The following is a 22263-nucleotide window of genomic DNA, read 5'->3' as shown; positions in this document are numbered from 1 at the left end:
TTTTGCATCGTTCTATTCTTGGGTCCGGGACAATTTTTAAAAATCCCATAATGACGGTGTTATCCTCTGACATGGCTTCTCCTGTATTAAAGGAAAAGTTGTGAGGAAAATATTTTTACTTATCAAGTAAAATTAAATGCGTTAACCCTGTACAAAGCTCTTAATTTCTTGCAAAGTTTACAATAAAACCACACAATTTAGATGACCCATAGGGCCACCTTTTTGAATTACGCCTTAGCCGCGAACTCAATCAAAATCATTCTCTTATTTAAGCTATCTTAAGTTGATTGTATGGAAGCAGCCAGAGGAAGAATTTGATAAGGTGTTTGCAGAAAAATAGGCCCACCAGTTAGGCCTATAAGATTAGTTGCAGGGCTCCTTTATCTTACAACACATTGGGGAGATTTCTGACGAAAATATGGTGTATCGAGGGGTAAAAACGCCTACTGCCCATATTTTCTTGGATATAACTTTTAGTACCAGGCGCACTCTTCCTACTTCTTTAATTAACGCGAGTTATCGGATAAGGAAATGCTGAAGAAATATTTTCCGCATGTTCTTTCCTACCATAAGTTCATCACTTTAATGAAAACATGCTCATTTCTCCTTTTTGTTTATTCGCAAGCTTGCTTAAAGAGAGTATAGAGGCATCTCATTTATCGATTTTATTCTATTGATAGTATGCCATAATCGTCGCATCCATTCCCTTCCAAGTTAAAAAAAATAGCCAAAAGAGGAAAAGCCTCTACCAGGCACTTCTGTGGGTTCAAACTACATTTAATTGTTAATGATAAAGGAAAAATTTTTACTTATATGCTAGCGCCAGGAGATGTGAGGATCCAAGACCCCTGTCTCTGATTTATCTAAAACATTTTTGGCAAAATGTTTAATGAATTGGCTTAGAGCTTAGATAGAATTGAAGCAAACTTAAAGTGCTTTCTTATCCGATAACTCGTGTTAAGTAAACTTTTATTAAGAAAAAACTTTGACGCCAAAAACAAAAATACTCTAAAAGGAAAATTCCAAAAAAATAAGGGATAAAAAAATGAAAAAATTTTTAACATTTTTGCTGGTGATCATGGCAGCTTATAGCCATTTATACAGCCAAAGCTGTGATCATGCTAGAGGAAGAACCCAAAACGCCTTGATTCCTACTTTTAAATTAGCCTTGGCGCCTCGTCCTACCACCGATGAAACGGCTATAGCATTTTTTGGAGAAGTAGGCAGGAGGAATTATCGTGCCAATGGAACAGTAGGTTGGCTCTACAGCCATGAAGATCGATTCAAGCTTTCAGCTGAATATTTAACACAAAGATTAGGCTATCGTTTTTCTACCGGAAAAAAAGAACGTTGGATGCATCAATATGCTCTTGGCGCTAAATATCAGCATGATTTTTATCATCAGTTTTTCAATAAATTGGAAGCAACAACCTATTATTCTTATGCTACATCTCACAATTTAAAGCCTAAGAGATGTGAAGATTTTCTTTACTGGCGCCGTATTGCTGGCTCTAGCAGCTATGGAGGCTCCCTAGGGATAACCATAACCCCTTGGTATTCCGGCCGCTTTCAGGTAGATGCAGATTTTGATAGGGTAAGCTACCGCCGAAAATATAGATCTAGAAAACATCTATCTGGCTTGGGGGCAAGCTTTGGCTATCAGCAGCAAATTGCTTCCCATTTTCTTCTTGATCTCTTAGCCGAATTTAAACGCCCTTATAATTATGGAAAAGTACGTTTAAGCTGGTCTCAGCCGGAATGGACAGGATTGACCGTAGGATTATTTGGTGCTCATACGCGAGGAAAATCTCACCTTCCCAACCTTACTACTGCAGGTATCGAGCTTACCTACGCTTTTGGAGCATACAAACAGATGGATGACAACGCCTGCACTCCCTGCTATTGTGACCCTGCTTTAGCAAGCTGGGTGAGTGCACCTGCAGTTTATATGCCTGAAGTGCTAGCGATTGCGGAAGAAAAAAGAAAGAAAATAATTGTGCCTCCCTCCTGCCATGAATTGAATCATTCCCCTATCCCTAATTTTAGTTTTTCAGGTAATGAGCTTTATAGCTTTGATATCAGCCCTTATTTTAGCAATCCCAGTGGAGGAGCTTTAACGTTTAGTGCCTCCGGATTACCGACAGGAGCAAGTATTAATCCAACAACAGGACTCATCTCAGGGATAGGTTTACAAGACAATCAGGTATATAACATCGTCATCACGGCTACAGCTAGTGATGCTTGTGCAAGTGTAAGCCAATCTTTTACCATTGACTTTCCTTGTGTTCCGCCTACCTCCACCCCCCTGGAGAATCCAATAAATTTGGCTGTACTTAGCGGTGACCCCTATACCTTAAATCAAGTCACCGGACATTTTTTTAGTCCAAACGGTGAGCCCTTCACCTTTACGGCTACAGGACTACCTTCTGACTCATCCATTAATCCCACAACAGGGGTAATCACAGGGCTTTCAAAAGGATCGGGACCTACATTTAAGGTGACCATTACAGGAACTACGCCCTGTGGTTCAACCAGCCAAAGCTTTGTTCTAACATTTTATTCAGCTTAAGCAGGAATTTTAGCTTGATAAGCTAAAAATTAAATGTTGGAAAAAAGCATACAAGAGGGTAAAGAATAATGGGCATCGCCCCCTTTAGCAGGGGGCGTCTCGCCTTCATCTCTTAAATCGCTATGGCCCCGTCTCACAATGAAAAAGTTTATAGAAAGAAATAAAAAAAGAGGATAGATAGGAGAATAGGAAGGTTTGAGAAAGAGCCGGGAAGTAGAGATTTTTTATGCCTCAATACAAAATTGTCCGTTTAAATTATTGCTTAGGCATGGGCCGGCTATAAGTATTAGCCCACTCCCTTCCCCCTCCTTTTCAATGAGCACATGTAAAAATCAATTTAACTTGCAAATCTTCGAGGAGAGATTTTTCGCCTTTAAGATTAGAAATTTTGTCTATTAATCTTCGTCTTACACTATCATTTTCCTTAGCAAGAAGAATCAAGTGATCTTTCAATAAGTCAATGTTAGAATTAGTCAAAGGTACTTCTTTTAAGCTTTTCATTAATTCATTCGTATACTTATCAAGCTTTTTGGCGCTTTCTAACATTTTAATGGAAGAATTAACAGGATGAGTCTCTATCCATTGGCGCAGTTCTTCTATTCCTCTATCTTCATCTTTTTTTTCTAAGACCTCATACTCTTGATAAGAGTGGACTCCACATGAAGTAAATAAACTAAAAATATAATTCATTATTTCCTCTCTTTTTTATAGGTTAATGAATAAAAATATTAGAGCAAAACTCTACTCTTTTTAGCTAAGAAACTAGAAATTGCTCTTTCATTACACGCTGGAGTTAAAACTATCATATTCTTTTTTGCAAAGGCAGTCTATCAAAAGTTTTAAGGTTCATCCCCCCTCGCTTTAATAATAGAGTTTAATAGGGGAAAGGCCATAAGGCTTGTTCCTATGAACATATCAGCGCTGCCAGCTCCTTGCCCGCCATCGGTAGCATTTAAAGCAAATATGGAAGATACACCTCGAGTAAAGGTAACAGTTGCACCTGCTAAAAGGTAGGTAGTACCCAAATTCCTATTATTCCCATAGGTCTCAAAGATATGATGACAAAGTTTTCTCGCATAGTTGCCCCCAGGGATCCCACAGACGCCAGCTGATAAATACTTCACTTTTTTAATTGTGGAAGAAAGCTTCTCATCATATCTAATCGTACTATCCTTGATGGCTTCTTGCGCCTCGGCAGGTTTTTTCTTAGCTAGATCAAAAATTTTTTCCTTTAAATTGCTTTCACACTTTCCTTGAAAAGGCCCATCACTATTAAGCGTTTGAGAAAGACATTGCATACAAGCGATGAATTTATTTGTAAGAGTAGCGTTAGAGGCGTCAATATGGTTGATTACTGAGGTAATATCCCCCGTATTGAGCACATTGGAAGTTTGCCCTGCGGCATCGGTAAATGCTGTCATATTTATATTAACTACCATATTCTATTCCCTCAATCTTTTAAAAATATTGATTACTAAACTTAACCTAATAGGTATTTTAAAACAAAAAGATAAAGAATAGAAATATTAATTTCAAGAAAAAAAATTGCTTTAATGAGAAAATTAATTATTTTTCATTCAAGTAATGAAGAAATCGAACTATATTATTCTAATGCGTTAACAAAAATTTATTACAAGTCACCTAGTAAACTTTTACCTAGGAAATTTTAAAAAAATTTAAAAACAAAGTTGTCGCTAAAATTATAAATAAATGCTGGTGGAAAAAAAGCTCTATTTGCGAAAAAGCAAAAATTTAGCAAAGTGAATGAAATATAACAGCTGCAAGGCTCTGCTAGAAAAAAACATTCAGGATAAACCTCTTCATTTAATCTATTCAGAATAGCTCACTGCGGTTACTCTGCATCCATGTAAAAAAGCCCTGTAAGCTAGGAAGGCTAAAACCGCCAAAAAAACGAAAGTAAAATTTCTATTTAAAGTTGCTAGCTTATCCTTTTTTGTTATTTTTCTTGCTTAGTTTTACATTTTACAAAAGATAACTTAAGGAAAAGTTTTAAACCTTTTCTATCAAATGTCAAACATAAATTCTTGCTATTCCTCTCTCTTAATTTAGATTGGCGGCTACCCATTTACAACCCTTGCAGCCATTGCCCTTTGCAGATCAACTTAACCTTTTTACCTTCATAGGTAGTTGCCTCAACATCTACATGCTCATCCGAGATCATCATGTCGACATGTACGGTACTTACATTACATCCTATACCTGCAAGCTGATCAGGGGACATTAAAGGGCCTCCATCTATACACATACTATAGGCAAAACCCACGGCAATATGGCAGGCGGCATTTTCATCGTACAAAATTTCTTCAAATATCTTACCCGTTTGGAATATCGGAGAGTCTGTCCCTACTAAAGCCACCTCGCCCAAAAAGCGAGAGCCTGCATCGTTATCGATGTATCTTGCAAAATTTTCTTTCCCTTCACTAGACTCAAAATGAACAAGCTTGCCTTCTTTAAATTCCAAATGCAAATCTTTAACTATTTTACCATTCACAAGCACAGGACGCGTAACTTTTACTTTACCAGTGGTTAGACGATAATCAGGCGTAGTGAAGCACTCTTCTGTGGGAATATTAGGCTCAAATTCCCCTCTAGGTCCTTGGCTTCCCCCTCCCACAAAAAGAGCTTGCGGGCTTAAAAAAACCTTTAAATCGGTATCTGGGCCTGTAAAATGCAATTCGCGAATTTTCATTTTAGTCAGGTGCTTGGCACGTGTTTGCAAGATACTATTATGTTTTTTCCACAATTCAAGGCAGTTAGGCTGATCAGCCCGGCAAATTTTGAAAATCTGCTCCCATAATGCTTCACAAGCTTTTTCTTCCTCAAGTTCAGGAAAAACTTTTTTTCCCCATTGTGGCGTAGCTGCTGCGGCAACTGTCCACTGAACTTTCGACTTACTTACCCCCTCAGTATAATATTTTTTAAGAGCTTTAAAATTACTATTGGAGAGAGTGTTAATTTTTTGAGGATTTAAATCGGTAAGGTTATCAGGAAGTTCACTACCAATCAATCGTAAGACAGCAGCTCCTTCTTTTACAAATTCTTCATATTTTTGGCTAAGATAGTGAGGCACATACGCTAGATCATCGTCTTCTATCGAATCCAAGAGGCGAGTTCTTATTAAACGCGGCTCAATAAAATCTACATTCACATGCTTGGCTCCTCGGCGATAAGCTATTTGGCAAAGCAGATGGGTAAGCTCACGATGGCAAATTTCTGCTGTAATGTTAACAATCTGTCCTTTTTGTACATTTAAGCCATGTTCTATCAGTAACTGGGCATAAGTATAGAGTTTTTGTTTAAAATCCATCATTTTTTTAAGCCTCAAAATGGTTTAATAGTGTGTATTTTTTTCAAGTTTGCTATACTACCTTTTATTTAATAACCTTTAAAGGAGGAAATAAAGAAGAATGACATCACAAGAACGCACACTCTCCATCATTAAGCCAGATGCTGTAGGTAAAAATCAGATAGGTGAAATCCTTGCTCGCTTTGAAAAAAATGGGTTAAAGATTGTGGCTGCTAAAATGAAACATTTAAGCCAGCAGGAAGCCGAGGGTTTTTATGCTATTCATAAAGAGCGTCCTTTTTTTAAAGACCTTGTTAGCTTTATGATTTCAGGTCCTGTACTCATTACGGTATTAGAAGGTAACCAGGCTGTCCTTAAAAACCGAGAAATTATGGGAGCTACTGATCCCAAGAAAGCCTCTCCAGGCACTATTCGTGCAGATTTTGCCCACTCCATCGATGAAAATTGCGTACATGGTTCAGATTCTGCTGAAAATGCTCAAACCGAAATTAACTATTTCTTTAAAAGCACTGAAATCTGCCCTCATACCCGTTAAAACTATAAGGACATTCACTATGTTAAGGACGACCCTATTTTTTCTATTTGCTTGTTTAACTCCTTTTTCGCTAATGGCTGCGGATGTTAATCCTTCTCCTCAACAGACTTTATCTATGATAAAGCCTGATGGTATCGCGAATAAGCATGTAGGTGAAATTATTGCACGTTTTGAGAAAAATGGCTTACAAATTTCAGCTGCAAAAATGCTCCATTTGACTGCCGAGCAAGCGGGTCAATTTTATGCAGTCCATAAAGATCGCCCTTTTTACCAAGATCTTATCAACATGATGAGCTCCGGGCCTGTCATGGTGATGGTACTAGAAGGCGAAGATGCTATAGCTAAAAATCGTCAATTAATGGGTGCCACTGACCCTTCTAAAGCTGCTGCTTCCACTATTCGTGCAGATTTTTCTAAATCCGTCACAGAAAATACTGTCCATGGGTCAGATTCAGTAGAAAATGCTAAACTAGAAATTGCTTTCTTCTTTAAACACGAAGAGATTGTCAATCCTATTAAGTAAGCATCTATAGACTTTTACAATAAGGGTAAGAAATTAAAAGCGGAGATAGAAGGGTCAAACCTGGCGTTTTATCCTTTTTTCCCCGCTGCCCTTTTTTTAAAATTTAATGCCTAGCAGCTCTATCGGCCTTTTATAATTTAAAATCGTCTCCAAGGTAGGTACGGCGGGCCTGCTGATCATTAACTAAAGTATCGACTGTTCCGGATAGGATGACTTTTCCCTCGCTCACTAGATAGCTACGATCGACAATAGAAAAAATCTCACGTGCATTATGGTCTGTAATTAAAATGCTGATATTTTTCTGCGCTAGATGTGAAACCATCTGTTTGACTTCTTGAACCGATAAAGGATCAATATTCGCAAAAGGCTCATCGAGCATTAAAAGGGTAGGATCGGTCACAAGGGCTCGAGTAATTTCTAAGCGACGTCTTTCCCCGCCTGAGAGGGCTATAGCTTTTTTCTTGGCTAAAGACTCAAGATGAAGTTCTTGTAACAACTTTTCCAAGCGTAATTTACGCTCTGCTTTAGTTAAGGGCAAGCACTCTAAAATGCACATAATGTTTTCTTCAACAGTTAGGTAACGAAAAACAGAAGGCTCCTGAGCTAGATAGCCCATTCCCATACGTGCGCGCATATGCATAGCAGAACGGGTGACATCATATTTATTAAAGGATACAGTGCCTGCATCAGGACGAATAAGCCCTACAGTCATATAAAAAGCCGTGGTCTTACCTGCCCCATTAGGACCTACAAGTCCTACGATTTCTCCTTTTTTAACATAGAAAGATAGGCCATTAACGACTTTACGCCCATTATAACTTTTCTGAAGATTCTGAACATCCAAACATATGTTATGCTCGTTATTATGCATGACTTAAGATACCTATACCTATTTTTGCTTCAAAAGTTGGAAACCGTTCTTGCAACATCTTGCATTCCTTTTCTATCAAATTAAAACGAACATCGCCTATTCCTTGCACCCTATCTTTTTTCGTATGAGGATCTTTTAGCACTTTTACAGAAGGCGCGCTAATCTGCAAATGATTAGACCCATCAATACAAAGCACCCGTTTCCCATAATCCGACAAAAACAACATTTCTTGGGTCTCTATATTATATTCTAAACGATCCGATAGGGCTAGATGGGAAAATTGCTCTTGCTTTTCTTTGTCATTAACCTTGCGTTTAAGTAACCAAATGTTACCTTTAAGAAATAATTTTACTGGCTTTAGCTGCTGGGCAATTTCATCATAATAAATAAAAGCTTCATCCGCATATATCTCACCCATAGCGCCTGTAAGATGCACCTGCTGGCCCTTCATAACGTGGGCATTAGCATCCCGTGGACTTTCCAGATGAGCCTGTCTTAACTTTCGATCCACTGTAAGCTTATGATAAGTAGAAAGAGTATACTCTAGGCTTTTTGTCTGGTCTTGGTAATTTAAAACCGAAGGACCTCTACATTCAATTAAACTGACTTGCTTGCTTGCATCTATTGATTGTCTGGATATATAAACCTTTTCAGGGGTTGTCAATTTGCCTAAACCTAAATAATCAATTTCAATTTGCTGATATAAAGTAAGAATATCTTGTTGCTCATCCCAGCTCATGGCCGCACAGGAAAAATTTATTCTATGGGCAGGCTCATTGGCTGTGCCTGTATAAAGAGAGCCGCTAGGTTTATCAAACTCTAATTGCCGCCTAAAAACATCCCAGTCAATTTTCTGAGCATTGATAAAATCTCCTTTGGGATTACTTAGGCGACAAATTCCTGATGATTTATCAGCTTGCAAAGATATGACCCCCACCCTCTTAGTTTGCGCGGTGTTCAGCTTATCTAGAACAAAGGGTGACTTTGTTCTTTTATAGGTTCCATAATCAGCTTGTGCGAAAATTTCATGATTGTAACTGATAGTCACGTTAGGAGAGGCGGAAATTTCACTTATAGCAAGAAAAGATTTCCCCTCTTGTTCCTGCCGTTGCAGATAGATGGTCAGCTGATGGCTTTTAATTTCTAGAGGTTTAGTAAGAAGGGAAGCTTTTTCTTGAATGTTTTCTTTATAAACAACATATTCATGGTTGGGCCCATTCAAAAATTTTCCTACCAAGTTTTGAGCGTCTATTTCGGCTTCCGAGCAGCTCATCTGACCACCATCTTGCAAGGCAATTTCAGCGCCTTGGACCATTTTAAGGCTGGAAACACTCCTTTTCTTAGCCTCTTCTGCGGGAAAAATAATTATCTCTTGAGCATTCACCTTTCCTAATTCATGTTCAAGGAGCACTTTGCCGCATAGATGAGCTAATTCTCCATTGTAATGGACACTTTCTGCTTCAACACTCCAAGGTGTTGATTCTTCAGCAAGCAGGCAATTGAAAAGAAGGCAAAATAAGAAGAAATATTTTCTCATAAAATCCTACCGTTTTGATCAAAAAGTTTAGCTTTAAAATGATAGGCCTTTAAATGAAAAGCTTCTTCCTTGCCCTTCAAAGAAAATTCGACTTTGTTTGCTGTTCCTTGCATTAAAATTTTTTCCTGTCCTACTAATTCTTTTAGTTGATGACCCGCTATCGCATACCGCTTCATTTTTACTTTTTTAGCTATTAGAAGATCTTTTTTATAATGATACTCGGCTGTCTCTGCTTCTATGAAGCGTAAAAGTTGCATAGGACGCCATTCCAACCTACTTTCTGGGCAATAGGAAGAGGAAAGAGGAGAGACAGGAGCGGAACGTAAACATAATTGCCCATCAGGTTGTAAAATAGCTTCACCCCCATCAGGAAGAAGGTAATAAAGCTCTTCTTGCATCAAGCATTTAACATTTTGCATATGCTCTACTACCTGAGGATGAAGATCTTGTTGCTTTAAAACCAGCTGAGCGGCATCCGCTATTAAACGCATGTGTAAACGCTCGCCTCTTTTGTAAAAATAGATATCCTTTTGAACACCTTCTCTTTCTTGGCGTGCTGTATAAGAATTTAGCTGCATGGCAGACTTAGAAGATTGAGAGGCAGCAAGCAGTTGATGATATTCTAGCTCGTCTTTTTCATTCACATGCCCTATTTGCCAGGCTATTCCGCTTAATAAGGCTACCATAAGCAAGATTATCAACGCAAACTGAGGAGAAAGCAAAGAGACATGCTGACATTTAGGTGAGAATGCAAGAGGAGAAAAAGAATGTTTTTTGACCATGACTTAAGTTTCTTTAATTGATATGAGCTTTAAAAGCTTTTTTGGCATGCTTAAGCAATAAGATTTAGTTGCCCTGGATCAAATCATATAATTTTTCTAGTATAGTTAGCAAAGCAGGCAAATCTTTAAAATCTAACACAGAAGAAGCATCACTTTTTGCCTCCATGGGATGAGGATGAGATTCCATAAATAAGCAATTAGCACCTGCACTGATAGCAGCTTTGGCTAAGATAGGAATAAACTCTCTTTGTCCCCCTGATTGATTTCCTAACCCTCCAGGCAATTGTACTGCATGGGTAGCGTCAAAACACACGGGCACCCCAAATCCCTGCATGATAGGGATCGCTCGCATATCGCAGACTAGATTGTTATAGCCAAATGTAGCTCCGCGCTCAGTTAAGATAATGTTTTCATTGCCAGCCGCACGGAATTTTTCTACCACATTAAGCATATCCCAAGGAGCCATAAACTGCCCTTTTTTTACAGTAACAGGAATTCCTGTTTGGGCAGCTGCGTTAATAAGATCGGTTTGTCTACACAAAAAAGCAGGAATCTGAATTAGATCACACACTTGACCTGCTGCCTTTGCTTCTTGGGGCGAATGCACATCGGTCACAATGGGTAAATCGAGTTCTTTTTTCACTTTTTCTAAAATGCGTAAACCTTCTTCCAATCCTGGTCCGCGAAAAGATTGGTAAGAAGAGCGGTTGGCCTTATCATAGCTAGACTTATAAATAAGATTAATATTGTGCTTAGAAAATAAGTTTTTAAGTGCTTCTGCCGTTGCTAAGCAATGCTCTTCGCTTTCAATAACGCAAGGGCCTGACAAAATAGCTAAGGGTTGTCCTTTACCGATAGAGAATTTTTTAAAGGGTATAGTCTGCATAAATTTTTCCTTGAAATTTCTAAAAGTGGGGTGACAGTTTCTTGATGAATATTAGGAAATTTTTGAAGATATTTCCTTACATTAAAGGGCTCTAGAGATTGAGAATGGCCCAGTTGAGGAACAAATAAGTGAGTAACCAGGTCAGCTAAAGGAGCTATAACGAAAAGTCTTTCCTGCCAATAAGGATGAGGAATTTGTAGATCGGGTTCATTCACTATTTCCCTTCCATAAAATAAAATATCTAAGTCCACTATTCGAGGAGCTTCTTTAGGTTTTGCTTGCTTGCCTAAGCTTATCTCAATAGACTGCAACTGTCTTAACAGTTCTTGAGGTAAAAGAGTTGTTTTAAAGCGACAAACAGCGTTGATATAAAATCTTTGAGAGATAGAGCTTACAGGTGTTGTACAATAAAAGCGAGAAACCTCTAAATCGTAAATGCTAGAAAGAGCAGCCATTTTTTCTATAGCATGGCATAAAATCGCATAGCTATCTCCCACATTGCCTCCTAAGCCCACAAAAACTTCTGGCAGATGCATTTCAACCTTAATGGCTTTAGAAAATTTATTGTCCTCTCATCATAAGGATCTCCCTTAAATTTATCCAGCAAAAATACTTTTCTAATGAGGAATAAAATGGATTTTACCCAAAGGCTTTAAAATACTGCTACAAATTATAAATCTTGAACCTATCCGCATAGTGTTGAAGGATTTTTTGCATGATAGATATTCTTCTTTTTTAAACAGGGGAATGCTCTTGCCAAGGCGACTTGAAGGACTTATAGATGCAATGATAGATTTTACCTCTTCTTTTTACCAGAAAGCCCTCCAAAAATTTTAAAGGAAAAGTCTTATACGATCCAAAAAAGATTTGTAGCCACTTATTTTGGATTTTGACTATAGAATACCGTGGGATGATTTTCTTAAAAGGCCAAAAGAGAGATCAAGATGTGCGGCCTTATCAATACGGGGTAAATGGCAGGAAGATGGAAATGGCTCGCCAGCCACATTCAGTGCTGATGTGGCGGGGATGATCAATGAATAAAGCTAAGTTTTGAGTTTTTTTGGTGCAGAAAAAAAGGAGGCGAAAGTTTCTCTTTTCCTAACTTGTTAAACCCCCTCATGCCTACTTTAAAACTTGTAGCACTTCATTAGCATCAATTACTTGTATATTTTCAGGTAAGTCTAAGTCCTTAGGCTTTTCGGGAATAAATAATCCGTAAACAACTTGCTTATTAGATTGCCTAGCTGTAGGTGGAAGACCTTTATATTTTAACTCTTCAATAGTTTTATAAATCCACTGAGCCGAAGGGGGTTTTGCTATCCATTTTGCTTCTCCAATAAATAAAGCTTTACCTTCGACTGAATTAGCTAATATATCCCATTCTGAATCTTGCTTATGCCAATAACGGCTTGCCCCTCCAAAAGCAATATTGCTCAATTGATAGGGAAAACGTGGAACCGCAGCTCGACAAAGGTCTTCCCATGCCACAGAAAATATATGCTGAAAGGAATTTTTAAGATAGGCTTGACGTTGGGCCGAGCTAATCTGAGTAAAATAGCTGCGTTGAGGAGCTACGATTTCAAACCAAAAGCGCAGGAAAGGATCTTTTATTTTATAAAGAGTACGTTTAGAATTATATTCAGTAGAACCAAAAGAAATCTCTCGCTCAATTAAATCCAGTTCTAATAAGCGTTGAATATGGCGCATAAAAGAAGTGACAGGCTGCCCAATGCGAGCAGCAATCTCTGATAGACGATGGGCTCCTAGGCCCATGGCGTCTAAAATAGGCCTTAAACTTATGGCAGCTTCTTCTAAAAGCAAGTGATTAGGCTCATCGTTTAGGGCTCCCAGAGGATCTAAAACCAGCTGATCAATATTTTCAAAAAATGATCCTTTATTGTTATTTGCTAGTTCCCAATAACGGGGGATGCCTCCCCAAATAGAATATGTTTCTACCACTTCACGAGGATTTTTGATATCTAACCCTTCTGCCATATACCCTGCAGCTATAGGCCCCAGCTTGATAATTTCGCTAGCTCTACCAAACAAAGGCGCAGAAGCATCTAATACGGCGCCTTGCATCATGCGTTGACTTGAGCCTGCTAGTGCCACAATTATTTTTGCTTTTTTCCCTTCATGATCAATAAATTTTTGCAGAACGCTAGCCAATTCAGGAGATGAGGAGATAAGATAAGGAAGTTCATCAATTATTAAGGGACCGCGCCAGCCTGTATACATCGCCTCTTTAGCTAATCGCATGAATAAAGAATGCCAATCTGAATATTCAACGGCTGCAAAGTCTGGTAAAGCTTGCTGAAGGGCTAAAGCAAAATATTTTCTTTGGATGGCGGGAGCTGATTCGTCTGCTGTATAGTAAACACCCTGGTATTTATGAGCCCATTCTAAAAGTAGACGCGTCTTTCCCACCCGCCTTCTTCCCCAAATAACGGCCATTGCTGCTTCCTCGCTATTAGCTAAGCGATCCAAGCGAGACAGCTCTTGCTGCCGATTAATAAATTTCATATCCACTCTTTTGCTTATTAAACATTATGCTTAAAAACATAATGTTTAATAACATAATTTTTCAACACCTATTTATTCCCTTTAGAAATAAGGCTGATTTTACAGGAAGGGATCAAAAAAGCTACCCATTATAGAATTAACCCCTGCCTAGAATGATCTTTTACGACATTTTTATGACACTTTTTACGACAAAAAATTGTAAAATCAGTCATATAAAAAATGATAGGGAGGATAATCCTTCTCTCTTCTGGCTCCTTTATAAAAAATTTCGCCTTAAAGAGAATGTCTAAAACACACATCTATACTTTTCTTTAAAAAGTTTTTTGCTGATGAAAGAAAAACATATGATACGCTTTAAAAAATCTAGCCTGCATACCCAACCCTCTAAAAGCTGCCTCTCTGCTTAACAAAAAGTATTTTATAAAGGAGGGGGGTGCATCAGGAGTAACTCAAAAGCATGCCACTCCCTCTCTTTTCAATTAAGCTATTTCTCTAAGCTTATATTCCTTGCCATAAAAAGTGCAAAAGACCTGGTTCTATAGATGAGAGGTATGGAGAAAAAAATAAGGGCTTTTACCACACACTTTTTCCTATCTTTATTTGACGTTTTATCCATTTGAACTTGAAAATAAGGTAGAGATTGCTGTATTGTTTTATTACTTGTTTTGGACTGATAGCTCAGTGGATAGAGCACCCGCCTTCTAAGCGGGTGGTCGTAGGTTCGAATCCTACTCGGTCCAATCTTACTCCCCCTCTCCATTTTTCTTGAATCTTTGATTGCATGATAAGCTTTGTAAACAAGCATTTTGAATTTTAGGCAATGATTTTTTACTAATACGCTTTCGAGCAACTCTTTATGTAATCATATACTTGATAAAAAGCTTGTTTTTACGGGTAGAGTCAGCCTGGAAAAAGGCTAATTTCTTTTTTGGTTATGTAGACGTAGTTTCTTTAAAGGATATAATCTACTCTTTATGCAGCCACATACTTTACAAGGCCCCTTTTGTTTGGCAAAGGGACATCTTTCAGAAAGGTGGGCATGCAGACTAAGTTTTCTTAAAACGTATAGTTTAAGGATAATCCTAGCAGAGTGGCAAGCAAGCGCCTAATTGAAGTAGAGGAGAAATTGTGAAGGCAAAATCTCAGAAAGCCTGTTAGATAAGTTTAAAAAACAATCGTGAGTAAAGCGAAAAGATTCAGCTAATAAATCTTTGCAAAAATAAAGAAACATTTGCTTTTACTGCTAGCTAAAGCGGATGATGCCGAGTAAAGGAGGGATAGCCCATATAACAAACTTACCCTCCACCTTTTCTTTAGCCTTCCTGCTTAACTGGATTACCATCTTCAAGTATTTCCAGATTCACACGAATACCATTGCGGCTAGCCACAGACATTAAAAGAGTACGAATGGCATTAATCGTTTTACCTTTTTTACCAATGATTTTTCCTATATCAGATTTTTCAACCGATAGTTCAATAATCAAAGTTTGTGTTCCACCAATCTCATTAATTTTTACCTTGTCAGGATGGTCGACCAGATTCTTGACTATGTATGCTACAAATTCTTTCATAGTTCGATCCTTTTTCAATATGTATATTTGACAAAAGTTTTCCAAATTTAGACTTGCATGGCCCTTATTCTGCCCTTACATTTAGGGTATCCCAATTATTTTTATAAATCTACATAAAACTTGTATATCTATTAAAGGAGTAATTTATAAAAAAAGCTTTGATTACCCCCTCCTAAGAAAGCGCCTCTTCGCTAAAAATGAGCCTCTCCTTAATTAAATTAATTGGCTTGCGATTGCCAACTTTAAAGGGTTGAACATCTATCCCTTTTCCTTTCTTATTTTAGCTAGAAAGTTTTCATAAAGAAATTTTTGCTGAAGGCAAAGAAGCGGCCTTAGAAAAGCTGGCCTTCTACTTTTTTTGTAATCTCTATAGACAGCAAACTAGCTAATCATTAAAGCTTTCTTCTTGATAGTTAACTAGTTAACGATTTTTTCTCCCCTTTTACCTTAAAGCCTCTTAGAAGGTAAATTTGCCTGCCAGCTGTTTTATTTACTTCAATCATTTTAATGGGTGAGTCGAAGCCCATGTTCTTTTTAAATTTTCTAGCCATTTTTCTCTTAAGTTTTGATGCTAGCTTTTTCGGCTCTCTACAGTCGCAGTTTTCCCCACCCCTGCTTATTTCATTAATTTTTCCACCCACACTCTCATATCCGAAGGTATGTCTGCTTTAAAACTTAAAAAGTGGCCTTTAATGGGGTGCTTAAATTGAAGAATATGGGCATGAAGAAGTTGTCTATCAACGCCATATTTTTTATTTATCGGAAGGTTTCCATAGATAGGATCACCCAAAATAGGAGCGCCTACATGTTGCAGGTGAACCCGTATTTGATGCGTCCTGCCGGTTTTTAAATTGACCTGTACTAAGCTAAAAGGACCGGAATGATTTTTGGTTTCACACACGCTAATGGCCAGACGTCCTCCCTCTTCTAGAACCTTCATCTTTTGTCGGAAAATAGGATGTCGTCCAATAAAGTTTTTAATTTCCTGACTACCAGGATTACCTAAGCAGATAGCTAAATATTCTTTATAAATTTCTCGATTAGAAAACATTTCAATTAAACGGGTATGAGCCTCAGTAGTTTTGGCAGCCACTAGTAAGCCGGAAGTGTCCTTATCCAAGCGATGAACGATACCCGGACGAGGATAAAGCTCCTCTACCTGATTTTTTGGTAGATTCTGGCAATGATAAATGAGGGCATGTACGAAGGTACCAGTAGGATGACCAGGGGCAGGATGTACAACCATACCTGCCGGTTTATTGACCACAATCAAATCTTTATCTTCGAAAATAATATCTAAAGGAATAGCTTCAGGTTGCAGTCCAATTTCAGGAGTAAGGATATAATGGATATGGATTTCGTCATCTACTGAGGGTCGATAACGTTTTTTGACTACTTCGCCATTAACAAAAATTCTTCCCTGTTCTATTAAATATTGAAAATATGTCCGAGAATGTACGCCTAAAAAACGCTGGGAAAGAATTTTATCCAAACGTTCTCCCTTTTCCTCCTCGCGGATTATAATACATTCACTTTCATCGTTTTTCATGCGAAACTTATATTTATTGGAGGAAAATCGCCTTAACAGCTAATGAAAATTTCTATAGCTTTTTTTTAAGCTTTCCTTTTTTTGTTCTTATAAGAAATAACCGGCGGGGTGACTTCCTTTTGAGGAAGGGCAAATAAGACTAGATTAGAAGGAGTATAATGGTAATCAGGGGCTAGCTTCTTTAAGAGGCTAAAAATATGAGCTTCTAAAAGCTCTAATTGCCCGACATTCTGTTCGTTACTAACGAATTTGCCTATATAGCGCTCTTCTTGATAAGTGACTTCTTCTAGATATCCACTGCCTGGCTGAAGGAAGAAATGAAGGTATTCAGGAGTATTTTTTTCTAAGGCCCTTGCCAAGGCATCATCTATTAAAAAGCCAAGAAAAAGTGAGGGGATAATAAAACTCATTATTATTTATTGTTGGCTGCGGCCTTTTCTAAGAATCTCTTTAAAACGCTGTTGGTGTTTTTGCATGCTATTGCAGATGTTCATGGCTAAGCCTTGCATCATAGCCTTATGCATCTCTGGAGCCTTTTCTTTAAGATCAGACATGCTGCTAATAGTTGCAAATCGCTCACTATTTTGTGGGGAGGCGCCCATAGAGGAAGGTGTGGTAGAGGAAGAAGTATTCATAGCCTCTGCAGCAGGGGCACTAGGGGCTGCCTCGGATTTTTCTACTCCCATATTTCTCCTTAAAAATTTAAGTTTATCTTTCCTAATTCATAATTATAGCAAAAGAATGAAGAATTTACCAAACAAATTAGCATTAAACTTTCTTAAGTTTAATATAAGTGCCTAATTAACCATGCTAAAAAATTTAAGCGATAAAAAATTTTAAAAATCGAGCTAGCTTATGCTGCGCCTGCCCGCTCTTAGCCTTCTGAGGCACGGCGAGCTTCTTCTTGTATCTGCTTTAAATGGGCTTGCTGTTGGGCCATTCTACTGCATATATTCATCGCAATTCCTTGCATCATGGCAGAATAAACTTCAGGGGATTGCTCTTTTAAATCTGACAAGCTGCTGATATTCCCTGATTGAACGCCTGTAGAGGCATTATTCTCAGACCCAGCCGAAGAGGGAGTAGCAGAGCTTACTATTGCTGAAGACACTGCAGCAGAGTTAGAATTTATGATAGTCTCACTCATAGTGTACCTTCCGGAAAAAGTTTTATCTTTCTAATATTTATTATAACAAATTATTATTTTACATTCATCTCTTTGTAAGAAAATTAAATTATATAAGATAGGGAACATCTTAATAATTGCGCAAATTGTTACGTTTAATAATCTTGCAGTAAAAAATAAAAATTGATTAACCATTAGATTCAAGGCTCTTCCGGAAGCTTTTTCCTTAACTTCGTCACTTTTCCACATAAATCCTTGAAGATGAAGATAGTAATTTTTTTTATAGGCACTAGCGCGAAAAAGAAAGAAGAAAAAATATGAAATTTGCTGGCCCCCAAATACAAACTCTTGCTTTTAAGATAAGGACGTTCAAAAAGTGAACGAGAGTCATCTTTTATCTCAAGTTGAACGAAAACTTTTCTTTTAGAAAGAATATGGGGGCGGATTGAGCTTGATCAAATAGATAGATCTAATGGCGTGATTCTTGGAATCATTATATTGTTTCCGCAAAAACAGCCAGGCCACGAGGACTAATTAAGGAAGATTCAGCATGAAATACTCATGTGCTAAATGAAATTCATTCCCCCTACCCGCCAACTTTTTAAAAATTAGACTTCTTGCTTAAATAAATTTTTGCTATTTTCTTATCCTTTAAACTAAGGAAAAAGATATGGAAAAATATGAGAAGCTTAAAGTACTGTCTGCCGAACAATTTAGAAGGCTGACAGGAGTAAAGCGTGAAACATTTGAAAGAATGGTCGAGGTTTTAATAGAAGCACAAAACAGAAGATACAGAAGAGCAGGAAGAAGAGGCGGGCTAAGTATCCAAGACAAACTTTTGATGGCGTTGGAGTATTTAAGAGAATATCGAACTTATTTTCATTTAGGTAGAAGTTATAGATTGAGCGAAAGTGGTTGTTATCGAGCATGTAGATGGGTGAAAGACACATTAATTAAAAGTGGGGAATTTTCGCTTCCTGGAAAGAAAGCTCTTCTGGAAAAGGATAATGAATACGAAGGAGTGCTTATAGATGCATCAGAATCACCTGTAGAGCGACCTAAGAGGAGAGTTAAAGGAAAAAAAAGATAAGGAATCGCAACAACAAGCAGCAGCATTTCTATTCAGGAAAAAAGAAAAGGCATACCCTAAAAAGTCAGGTGGTGGTCGATAAGAAGAGTAGGAAAGTTATTTGTACGGCCTTTAGCAATGGTAAAAAGCATGATTATAAGTTGTTTAAAGAAATTAAGGTGCGCTGGACTGATAACCGCTGCGCGATAACCGATAGTGAATATACAGGTATAAAAAAACTTCGAAGAAACTCTAGGCTATCAAAAAAATCTAGAAAGAGAAAAGCGTTAACTCAGGAAGAAAAAAAGCAAAACCAAGCAATATCTTCGGAAAGAGTAATAAACGAAAATGTGATTGGGAGTTTGAAAGGATTTAAAATCATAAGCGATAGATACAGAAATCGAAGAAGAAGGTTTGGTTTGCGCTTTAATCTTATTGCGATGATCTACAACTAGGAAATTGAAATCTAATTACTCAAGAAGCCTATTGAAAAGTTTTGAATTCTTGCTTTAAAGATTAGTTGGCATCTGAGCAAAACATTTCAGAGTTCTTATGCTATATCTCCTCAGAGATTCGTGTTACATTCCCCTTCGAGAAGATAAGGGGGCTCCGCTTTGATGGAGGCGTCATGCTCTTCCGAAAAATTAGACATACAATTTAGCCCTATTCCTTAAACATAAACGTGGGATGGGTAGCCAGGAGATTTTTTTAGGATGGATGGGAGTGAGGACGCAAGCCTTTCTTTTGGGAAGAGCTTATCAAGCGTCCGAGACTTGTCAAGGCAAGGGGTAAGATGAGAGAGAAGAGCAACAAGTGCTTAAAGGTTTGATCTTCAAGAAAATTTCTTATTATTCTTCTACTTTTAATGCATCTTTTACCGCTTGAATATCAAACCCTTTACGGATAAGGGCGGCAAAAACTTTTTGTTTTTCTCTATAATCAGCCAGATTGCGTGTTTTATATTTAGTATTTATTAAATGCTGAATACTTTGCTGAGAAGCATTGGCTTGGGCATACATTTCTACATATCTATGGGCTTCTAAACGAGATATTCCTTTATTCATCAACTGACAGATAATTCGTTGAGGCCCTGTATGACGAGCCAATTGCCTTTTAACAAATCCTTCAAGCCAATCATTATCATTTAAATAGCCTAGGCTTGTACACTCTTGCAAGATTTCTTCTATAGTTTCCTCTGAAACTAGATTTCTTTTTAGCAATTTTTTCATTTGAATAGATAGATAACTGCGCATGGCTAGGCAATCTAAAGCATATTTTTTAGCTTTGACATATTCTAACTTTTTAAATTTTTCTTGAAAGGCTGCTAAGCTATCGCTTTTTGGAAGCAAGGGTTGGCGCCCGAATATTTTGGTATGGATATCTCGCCAAGGTTCCTCTTCAATAAGTACCGTCATTAGCAAGCGAGATCCTTCTTTGGGCAAGCAACTAATTTTCATGGGGCTCCCCTACTCACTTCATGAGAACGATCTTTTTTACAGGCCTTTGATCCATACGGATTCCTTTAGAAGAAACGCTTTTAACGGTGGTGTTAGCAAAATCAAATAGGACTTTAGATTGCTTCTGGTTAATTTTAGGAATAAGTTGCAATTCTACATGGGCTTGCTCTGCAGTAGAAATATACTGTAGCTCCATTCCTTTTTCAATATAAGTATAGACTTTATCCAAAATAAACTGAGTAATAATGAAGCGTTTAGCAAAACAAATATGAGTTTGAGGGTTTTTGTAGGCTACATTTATAACGGTTTTCTTATCAGCAATACCGGCATACACGACTTTATTGCCGTCCTGATGAACATATTGCTTTTCAGGTATATTAATAACAGTGTAGGTACCATCTTTAAACATAAGCAAAATTTTATCAAAATTTGTACATTCAAAAAGATTACTGCTGCTTACTTTAGTGCCAATAAATCCTGAAACAGGATCAAACCCTACTTTAACATTGCGTAGAGTCATAGCACGCTTATCTACTTGTTGGATAGCTTGTAGCTGTGTTGTACGCGGATAAGCTTTGCCATATTTGTTAATTATTCCTCGAATGTAATTAATCGTAAACTTTTTAATATCTTTAAGATCTTTTTCTACTTTTGCTAGTTGCTTGCGTGTAGCAGCAATTTCTTCTTGGTTTTTATTTAAGTCGAAACGAGAAATACGTCGAATGGGAATATTCAGCAAAGCTTCGCGATCTTCATAAGTAGGGACACGAGAAAGTTGGGGATGGAAAGGCTCTAAGCTTAATTCTATCGCTCCATGAATTTTATCGTAGGAAGAGATATTCTCTATTGTTTTGTAAAGGCGATTTTCAATAAAGATTTGTTCCAAAGTCTTATTAAAAATTTTCTCATAAAGTTTTTTACGCTCAATTTCTAGCTCTTGAGATAGATAACCTTGTAGCAATTCGGTATGATACTCTAAGACTTCATTAACAGTAGGCTCCCAAGGTAAATTATCCTTAATGACCACCAGGGAAGAATTCAATATTATTTCACATTCAGTATAGGCATGTAAGGCATCAATAAGGTCGGGTGCATACTGCCCGCGAGGTAATTTGATTTCAATTTCTACCTTTTCGGCTGTGTAATCATTGATTGAATCAATTTTAATTTTGCCTTTCTTGGCTGCTTCATCAATCGAGCGAATTAGTGATTCTGTGGTAGTTCCATAGCAAATCTCGGTGATCACCAAGGTCTTAGGATCTCGTATCTCTATCTTAGCACGCAACTTGACTCTACCCTTACCTTTCTCATACTCTGAAGCATCCATGATGCCGCCAGTAGGAAAATCAGGCACAATCGTATACTCGCGTCCCTCTAAGATAGCAATCTCGGCTTCCAGCAGCTCTACAAAATTGTGAGGTAAAATATGGGTTGCCATTCCTACTGCTATACCATCAGCGCCCTGCATAAGCACTAAAGGAATTTTAGCAGGAAGCGAAATGGGCTCTTGATGCCGCCCATCATACGAAGGAATCGTTTGGGTGAGTTCAGGATTAAACATGGTGCTTTGAGCTAAATCAGAAAGCCGCGTCTCAATGTAACGTGCTGCTGCTGCAGGATCTCCCGTGAACATATTACCAAAATTTCCTTGCTGGTCTAGCAGGTAACCTTTATTAGACATGTTTACTAGAGCTTCCACGATAGGCGCATCACCATGGGGATGGTAGGCCATTGTTTGGCCAGCTACATTGGCCACCTTATGCAATTTGCCATCATGCATCATCCACAAAGTAAATAAGATACGCCTCTGCACCGGCTTAAGACCATCTACTACATTAGGAATGGCGCGATCTAAAATCACATAAGAGGCATATTTAAGATAATTAAGCTGCATGAGTTGCTTAATGTCGTCCATAAAATTTTATACTCAATAATTA

At 37.8% G+C, this 22263-nt stretch carries 22 protein-coding genes and 1 tRNA gene; 6 read left to right on the top strand and 17 right to left on the bottom strand.

Annotation, left to right across the window (positions count from 1 at the left end; genetic code table 11):
* Window positions 1-723 precede the first annotated feature (723 nt).
* Together NEOC95_RS09775 and NEOC95_RS02425 are read left to right on the top strand one after the other, a co-directional pair.
* Window positions 724-858, top strand: a complete 135-nt coding sequence (locus NEOC95_RS09775) for a transposase (protein WP_502710269.1) — start codon at window positions 724-726, stop codon at window positions 856-858.
* A gap of 187 nt (window positions 859-1045) precedes the next feature.
* Window positions 1046-2569 carry an Ig domain-containing protein gene (locus NEOC95_RS02425; RefSeq protein WP_213151276.1) on the top strand — a complete coding sequence of 508 codons (1524 nt, stop codon included), beginning with the start codon at window positions 1046-1048 and terminating at the stop codon, window positions 2567-2569.
* A 312-nt stretch (window positions 2570-2881) separates the two neighbouring features.
* Here NEOC95_RS02425 and NEOC95_RS02420 read toward each other — a convergent pair whose 3' ends face one another.
* From NEOC95_RS02420 to NEOC95_RS02410, 3 genes are all read right to left on the bottom strand, one after another.
* Window positions 2882-3259, bottom strand: a complete 378-nt coding sequence (locus NEOC95_RS02420; protein WP_166158474.1) for a hypothetical protein — start codon at window positions 3257-3259, stop codon at window positions 2882-2884.
* A 149-nt stretch (window positions 3260-3408) separates the two neighbouring features.
* Window positions 3409-4008: a hypothetical protein gene (locus tag NEOC95_RS02415; RefSeq protein WP_213151274.1), complete on the bottom strand. Its 600-nt coding sequence runs from the start codon at window positions 4006-4008 to the stop codon at window positions 3409-3411.
* Between the two features lie 647 nt (window positions 4009-4655).
* On the bottom strand, window positions 4656-5900 hold the full coding sequence (locus tag NEOC95_RS02410) for an aminopeptidase (RefSeq protein ID WP_213151272.1): 1245 nt from the start codon (window positions 5898-5900) through the stop codon (window positions 4656-4658).
* A 97-nt stretch (window positions 5901-5997) separates the two neighbouring features.
* Between NEOC95_RS02410 and ndk (NEOC95_RS02405) the strand changes: the two genes are divergently transcribed.
* Window positions 5998-6432: a nucleoside-diphosphate kinase gene (gene ndk / locus NEOC95_RS02405; RefSeq protein ID WP_166156392.1), complete on the top strand. Its 435-nt coding sequence runs from the start codon at window positions 5998-6000 to the stop codon at window positions 6430-6432.
* Between the two features lie 73 nt (window positions 6433-6505).
* On the top strand, window positions 6506-6955 hold the full coding sequence (ndk, locus tag NEOC95_RS02400; RefSeq protein ID WP_213151280.1) for a nucleoside-diphosphate kinase: 450 nt from the start codon (window positions 6506-6508) through the stop codon (window positions 6953-6955).
* Window positions 6956-7085: 130 nt separating this feature from the next.
* Here ndk (NEOC95_RS02400) and lptB read toward each other — a convergent pair whose 3' ends face one another.
* The 6 genes from lptB to NEOC95_RS02370 all read right to left on the bottom strand — a co-directional run bounded on the left by lptB (window position 7086) and on the right by NEOC95_RS02370 (window position 13554).
* On the bottom strand, window positions 7086-7826 hold the full coding sequence (gene lptB / locus NEOC95_RS02395) for an LPS export ABC transporter ATP-binding protein (RefSeq protein ID WP_213151270.1): 741 nt from the start codon (window positions 7824-7826) through the stop codon (window positions 7086-7088).
* A complete protein-coding gene (locus NEOC95_RS02390) occupies window positions 7819-9363 on the bottom strand; it encodes a hypothetical protein (protein WP_213151268.1) in 1545 nt (514 codons plus the stop codon). Before NEOC95_RS02390 ends, lptB begins: the two co-directional genes overlap by 8 nt.
* Window positions 9360-10145: a hypothetical protein gene (locus tag NEOC95_RS02385; RefSeq protein WP_213151266.1), complete on the bottom strand. Its 786-nt coding sequence runs from the start codon at window positions 10143-10145 to the stop codon at window positions 9360-9362. Before NEOC95_RS02385 ends, NEOC95_RS02390 begins: the two co-directional genes overlap by 4 nt.
* 64 nt (window positions 10146-10209) lie before the next feature.
* Window positions 10210-11031: a 3-deoxy-8-phosphooctulonate synthase gene (kdsA, locus tag NEOC95_RS02380; RefSeq protein ID WP_213151264.1), complete on the bottom strand. Its 822-nt coding sequence runs from the start codon at window positions 11029-11031 to the stop codon at window positions 10210-10212.
* Entirely contained in the window at window positions 10980-11567 is a 588-nt protein-coding gene (folK, locus tag NEOC95_RS02375) for a 2-amino-4-hydroxy-6-hydroxymethyldihydropteridine diphosphokinase (protein ID WP_249270140.1), read from the bottom strand. Before folK ends, kdsA begins: the two co-directional genes overlap by 52 nt.
* Before the next feature lie 586 nt (window positions 11568-12153).
* A complete protein-coding gene (locus NEOC95_RS02370) occupies window positions 12154-13554 on the bottom strand; it encodes an ATP-binding protein (protein WP_213151262.1) in 1401 nt (466 codons plus the stop codon).
* A 667-nt stretch (window positions 13555-14221) separates the two neighbouring features.
* Between NEOC95_RS02370 and NEOC95_RS02365 the strand changes: the two genes are divergently transcribed.
* Window positions 14222-14294 (top strand) — tRNA-Arg (locus tag NEOC95_RS02365).
* A 573-nt stretch (window positions 14295-14867) separates the two neighbouring features.
* Here the strand turns inward: NEOC95_RS02365 and NEOC95_RS02360 are convergent.
* The 6 genes from NEOC95_RS02360 to NEOC95_RS02335 all read right to left on the bottom strand — a co-directional run bounded on the left by NEOC95_RS02360 (window position 14868) and on the right by NEOC95_RS02335 (window position 17821).
* The gene (locus NEOC95_RS02360; protein ID WP_039386287.1) at window positions 14868-15125 is read right to left on the bottom strand and encodes a KH domain-containing protein; all 258 of its coding nucleotides are present in this window, start codon (window positions 15123-15125) and stop codon (window positions 14868-14870) included.
* 413 nt (window positions 15126-15538) lie between these two features.
* A complete protein-coding gene (locus NEOC95_RS02355) occupies window positions 15539-15766 on the bottom strand; it encodes a hypothetical protein (protein WP_213151260.1) in 228 nt (75 codons plus the stop codon).
* Window positions 15742-16674 carry an RluA family pseudouridine synthase gene (locus NEOC95_RS02350; RefSeq protein ID WP_213151258.1) on the bottom strand — a complete coding sequence of 311 codons (933 nt, stop codon included), beginning with the start codon at window positions 16672-16674 and terminating at the stop codon, window positions 15742-15744. Before NEOC95_RS02350 ends, NEOC95_RS02355 begins: the two co-directional genes overlap by 25 nt.
* 65 nt (window positions 16675-16739) lie before the next feature.
* Window positions 16740-17084, bottom strand: coding sequence for a hypothetical protein (locus NEOC95_RS02345; RefSeq protein WP_166156412.1), 345 nt, complete (start codon window positions 17082-17084; stop codon window positions 16740-16742).
* A 6-nt stretch (window positions 17085-17090) separates the two neighbouring features.
* Window positions 17091-17360, bottom strand: coding sequence for a hypothetical protein (locus tag NEOC95_RS02340; RefSeq protein WP_213151256.1), 270 nt, complete (start codon window positions 17358-17360; stop codon window positions 17091-17093).
* A 188-nt stretch (window positions 17361-17548) separates the two neighbouring features.
* Window positions 17549-17821 carry a hypothetical protein gene (locus NEOC95_RS02335; protein WP_166158128.1) on the bottom strand — a complete coding sequence of 91 codons (273 nt, stop codon included), beginning with the start codon at window positions 17819-17821 and terminating at the stop codon, window positions 17549-17551.
* 649 nt (window positions 17822-18470) lie between these two features.
* Between NEOC95_RS02335 and NEOC95_RS02330 the strand changes: the two genes are divergently transcribed.
* Window positions 18471-19324 (top strand): IS5 family transposase gene (locus NEOC95_RS02330; protein WP_249270139.1). Its coding sequence is split into 2 segments (ribosomal slippage): window positions 18471-18876 and window positions 18876-19324, totalling 855 coding nucleotides; the frame shifts between segments, so codons are not numbered across the junction.
* A 393-nt stretch (window positions 19325-19717) separates the two neighbouring features.
* Here NEOC95_RS02330 and NEOC95_RS02325 read toward each other — a convergent pair.
* Both NEOC95_RS02325 and NEOC95_RS02320 read right to left on the bottom strand, forming a co-directional pair.
* A complete protein-coding gene (locus NEOC95_RS02325; protein WP_213151254.1) occupies window positions 19718-20326 on the bottom strand; it encodes a regulatory protein RecX in 609 nt (202 codons plus the stop codon).
* Between the two features lie 13 nt (window positions 20327-20339).
* Window positions 20340-22241, bottom strand: coding sequence for a DNA topoisomerase IV subunit A (locus tag NEOC95_RS02320; RefSeq protein WP_213151252.1), 1902 nt, complete (start codon window positions 22239-22241; stop codon window positions 20340-20342).
* Between the last annotated feature and the right edge of the window lie 22 nt (window positions 22242-22263).

The sequence above is a fragment of the Neochlamydia sp. AcF95 genome (assembly GCF_018342455.1).
In the GTDB taxonomy this organism is placed as follows: domain Bacteria; phylum Chlamydiota; class Chlamydiia; order Chlamydiales; family Parachlamydiaceae; genus Neochlamydia.
The sequence above is the reverse complement of the archived record's forward strand: the minus strand, read 5'-3'. Positions and strand labels throughout refer to the sequence as shown.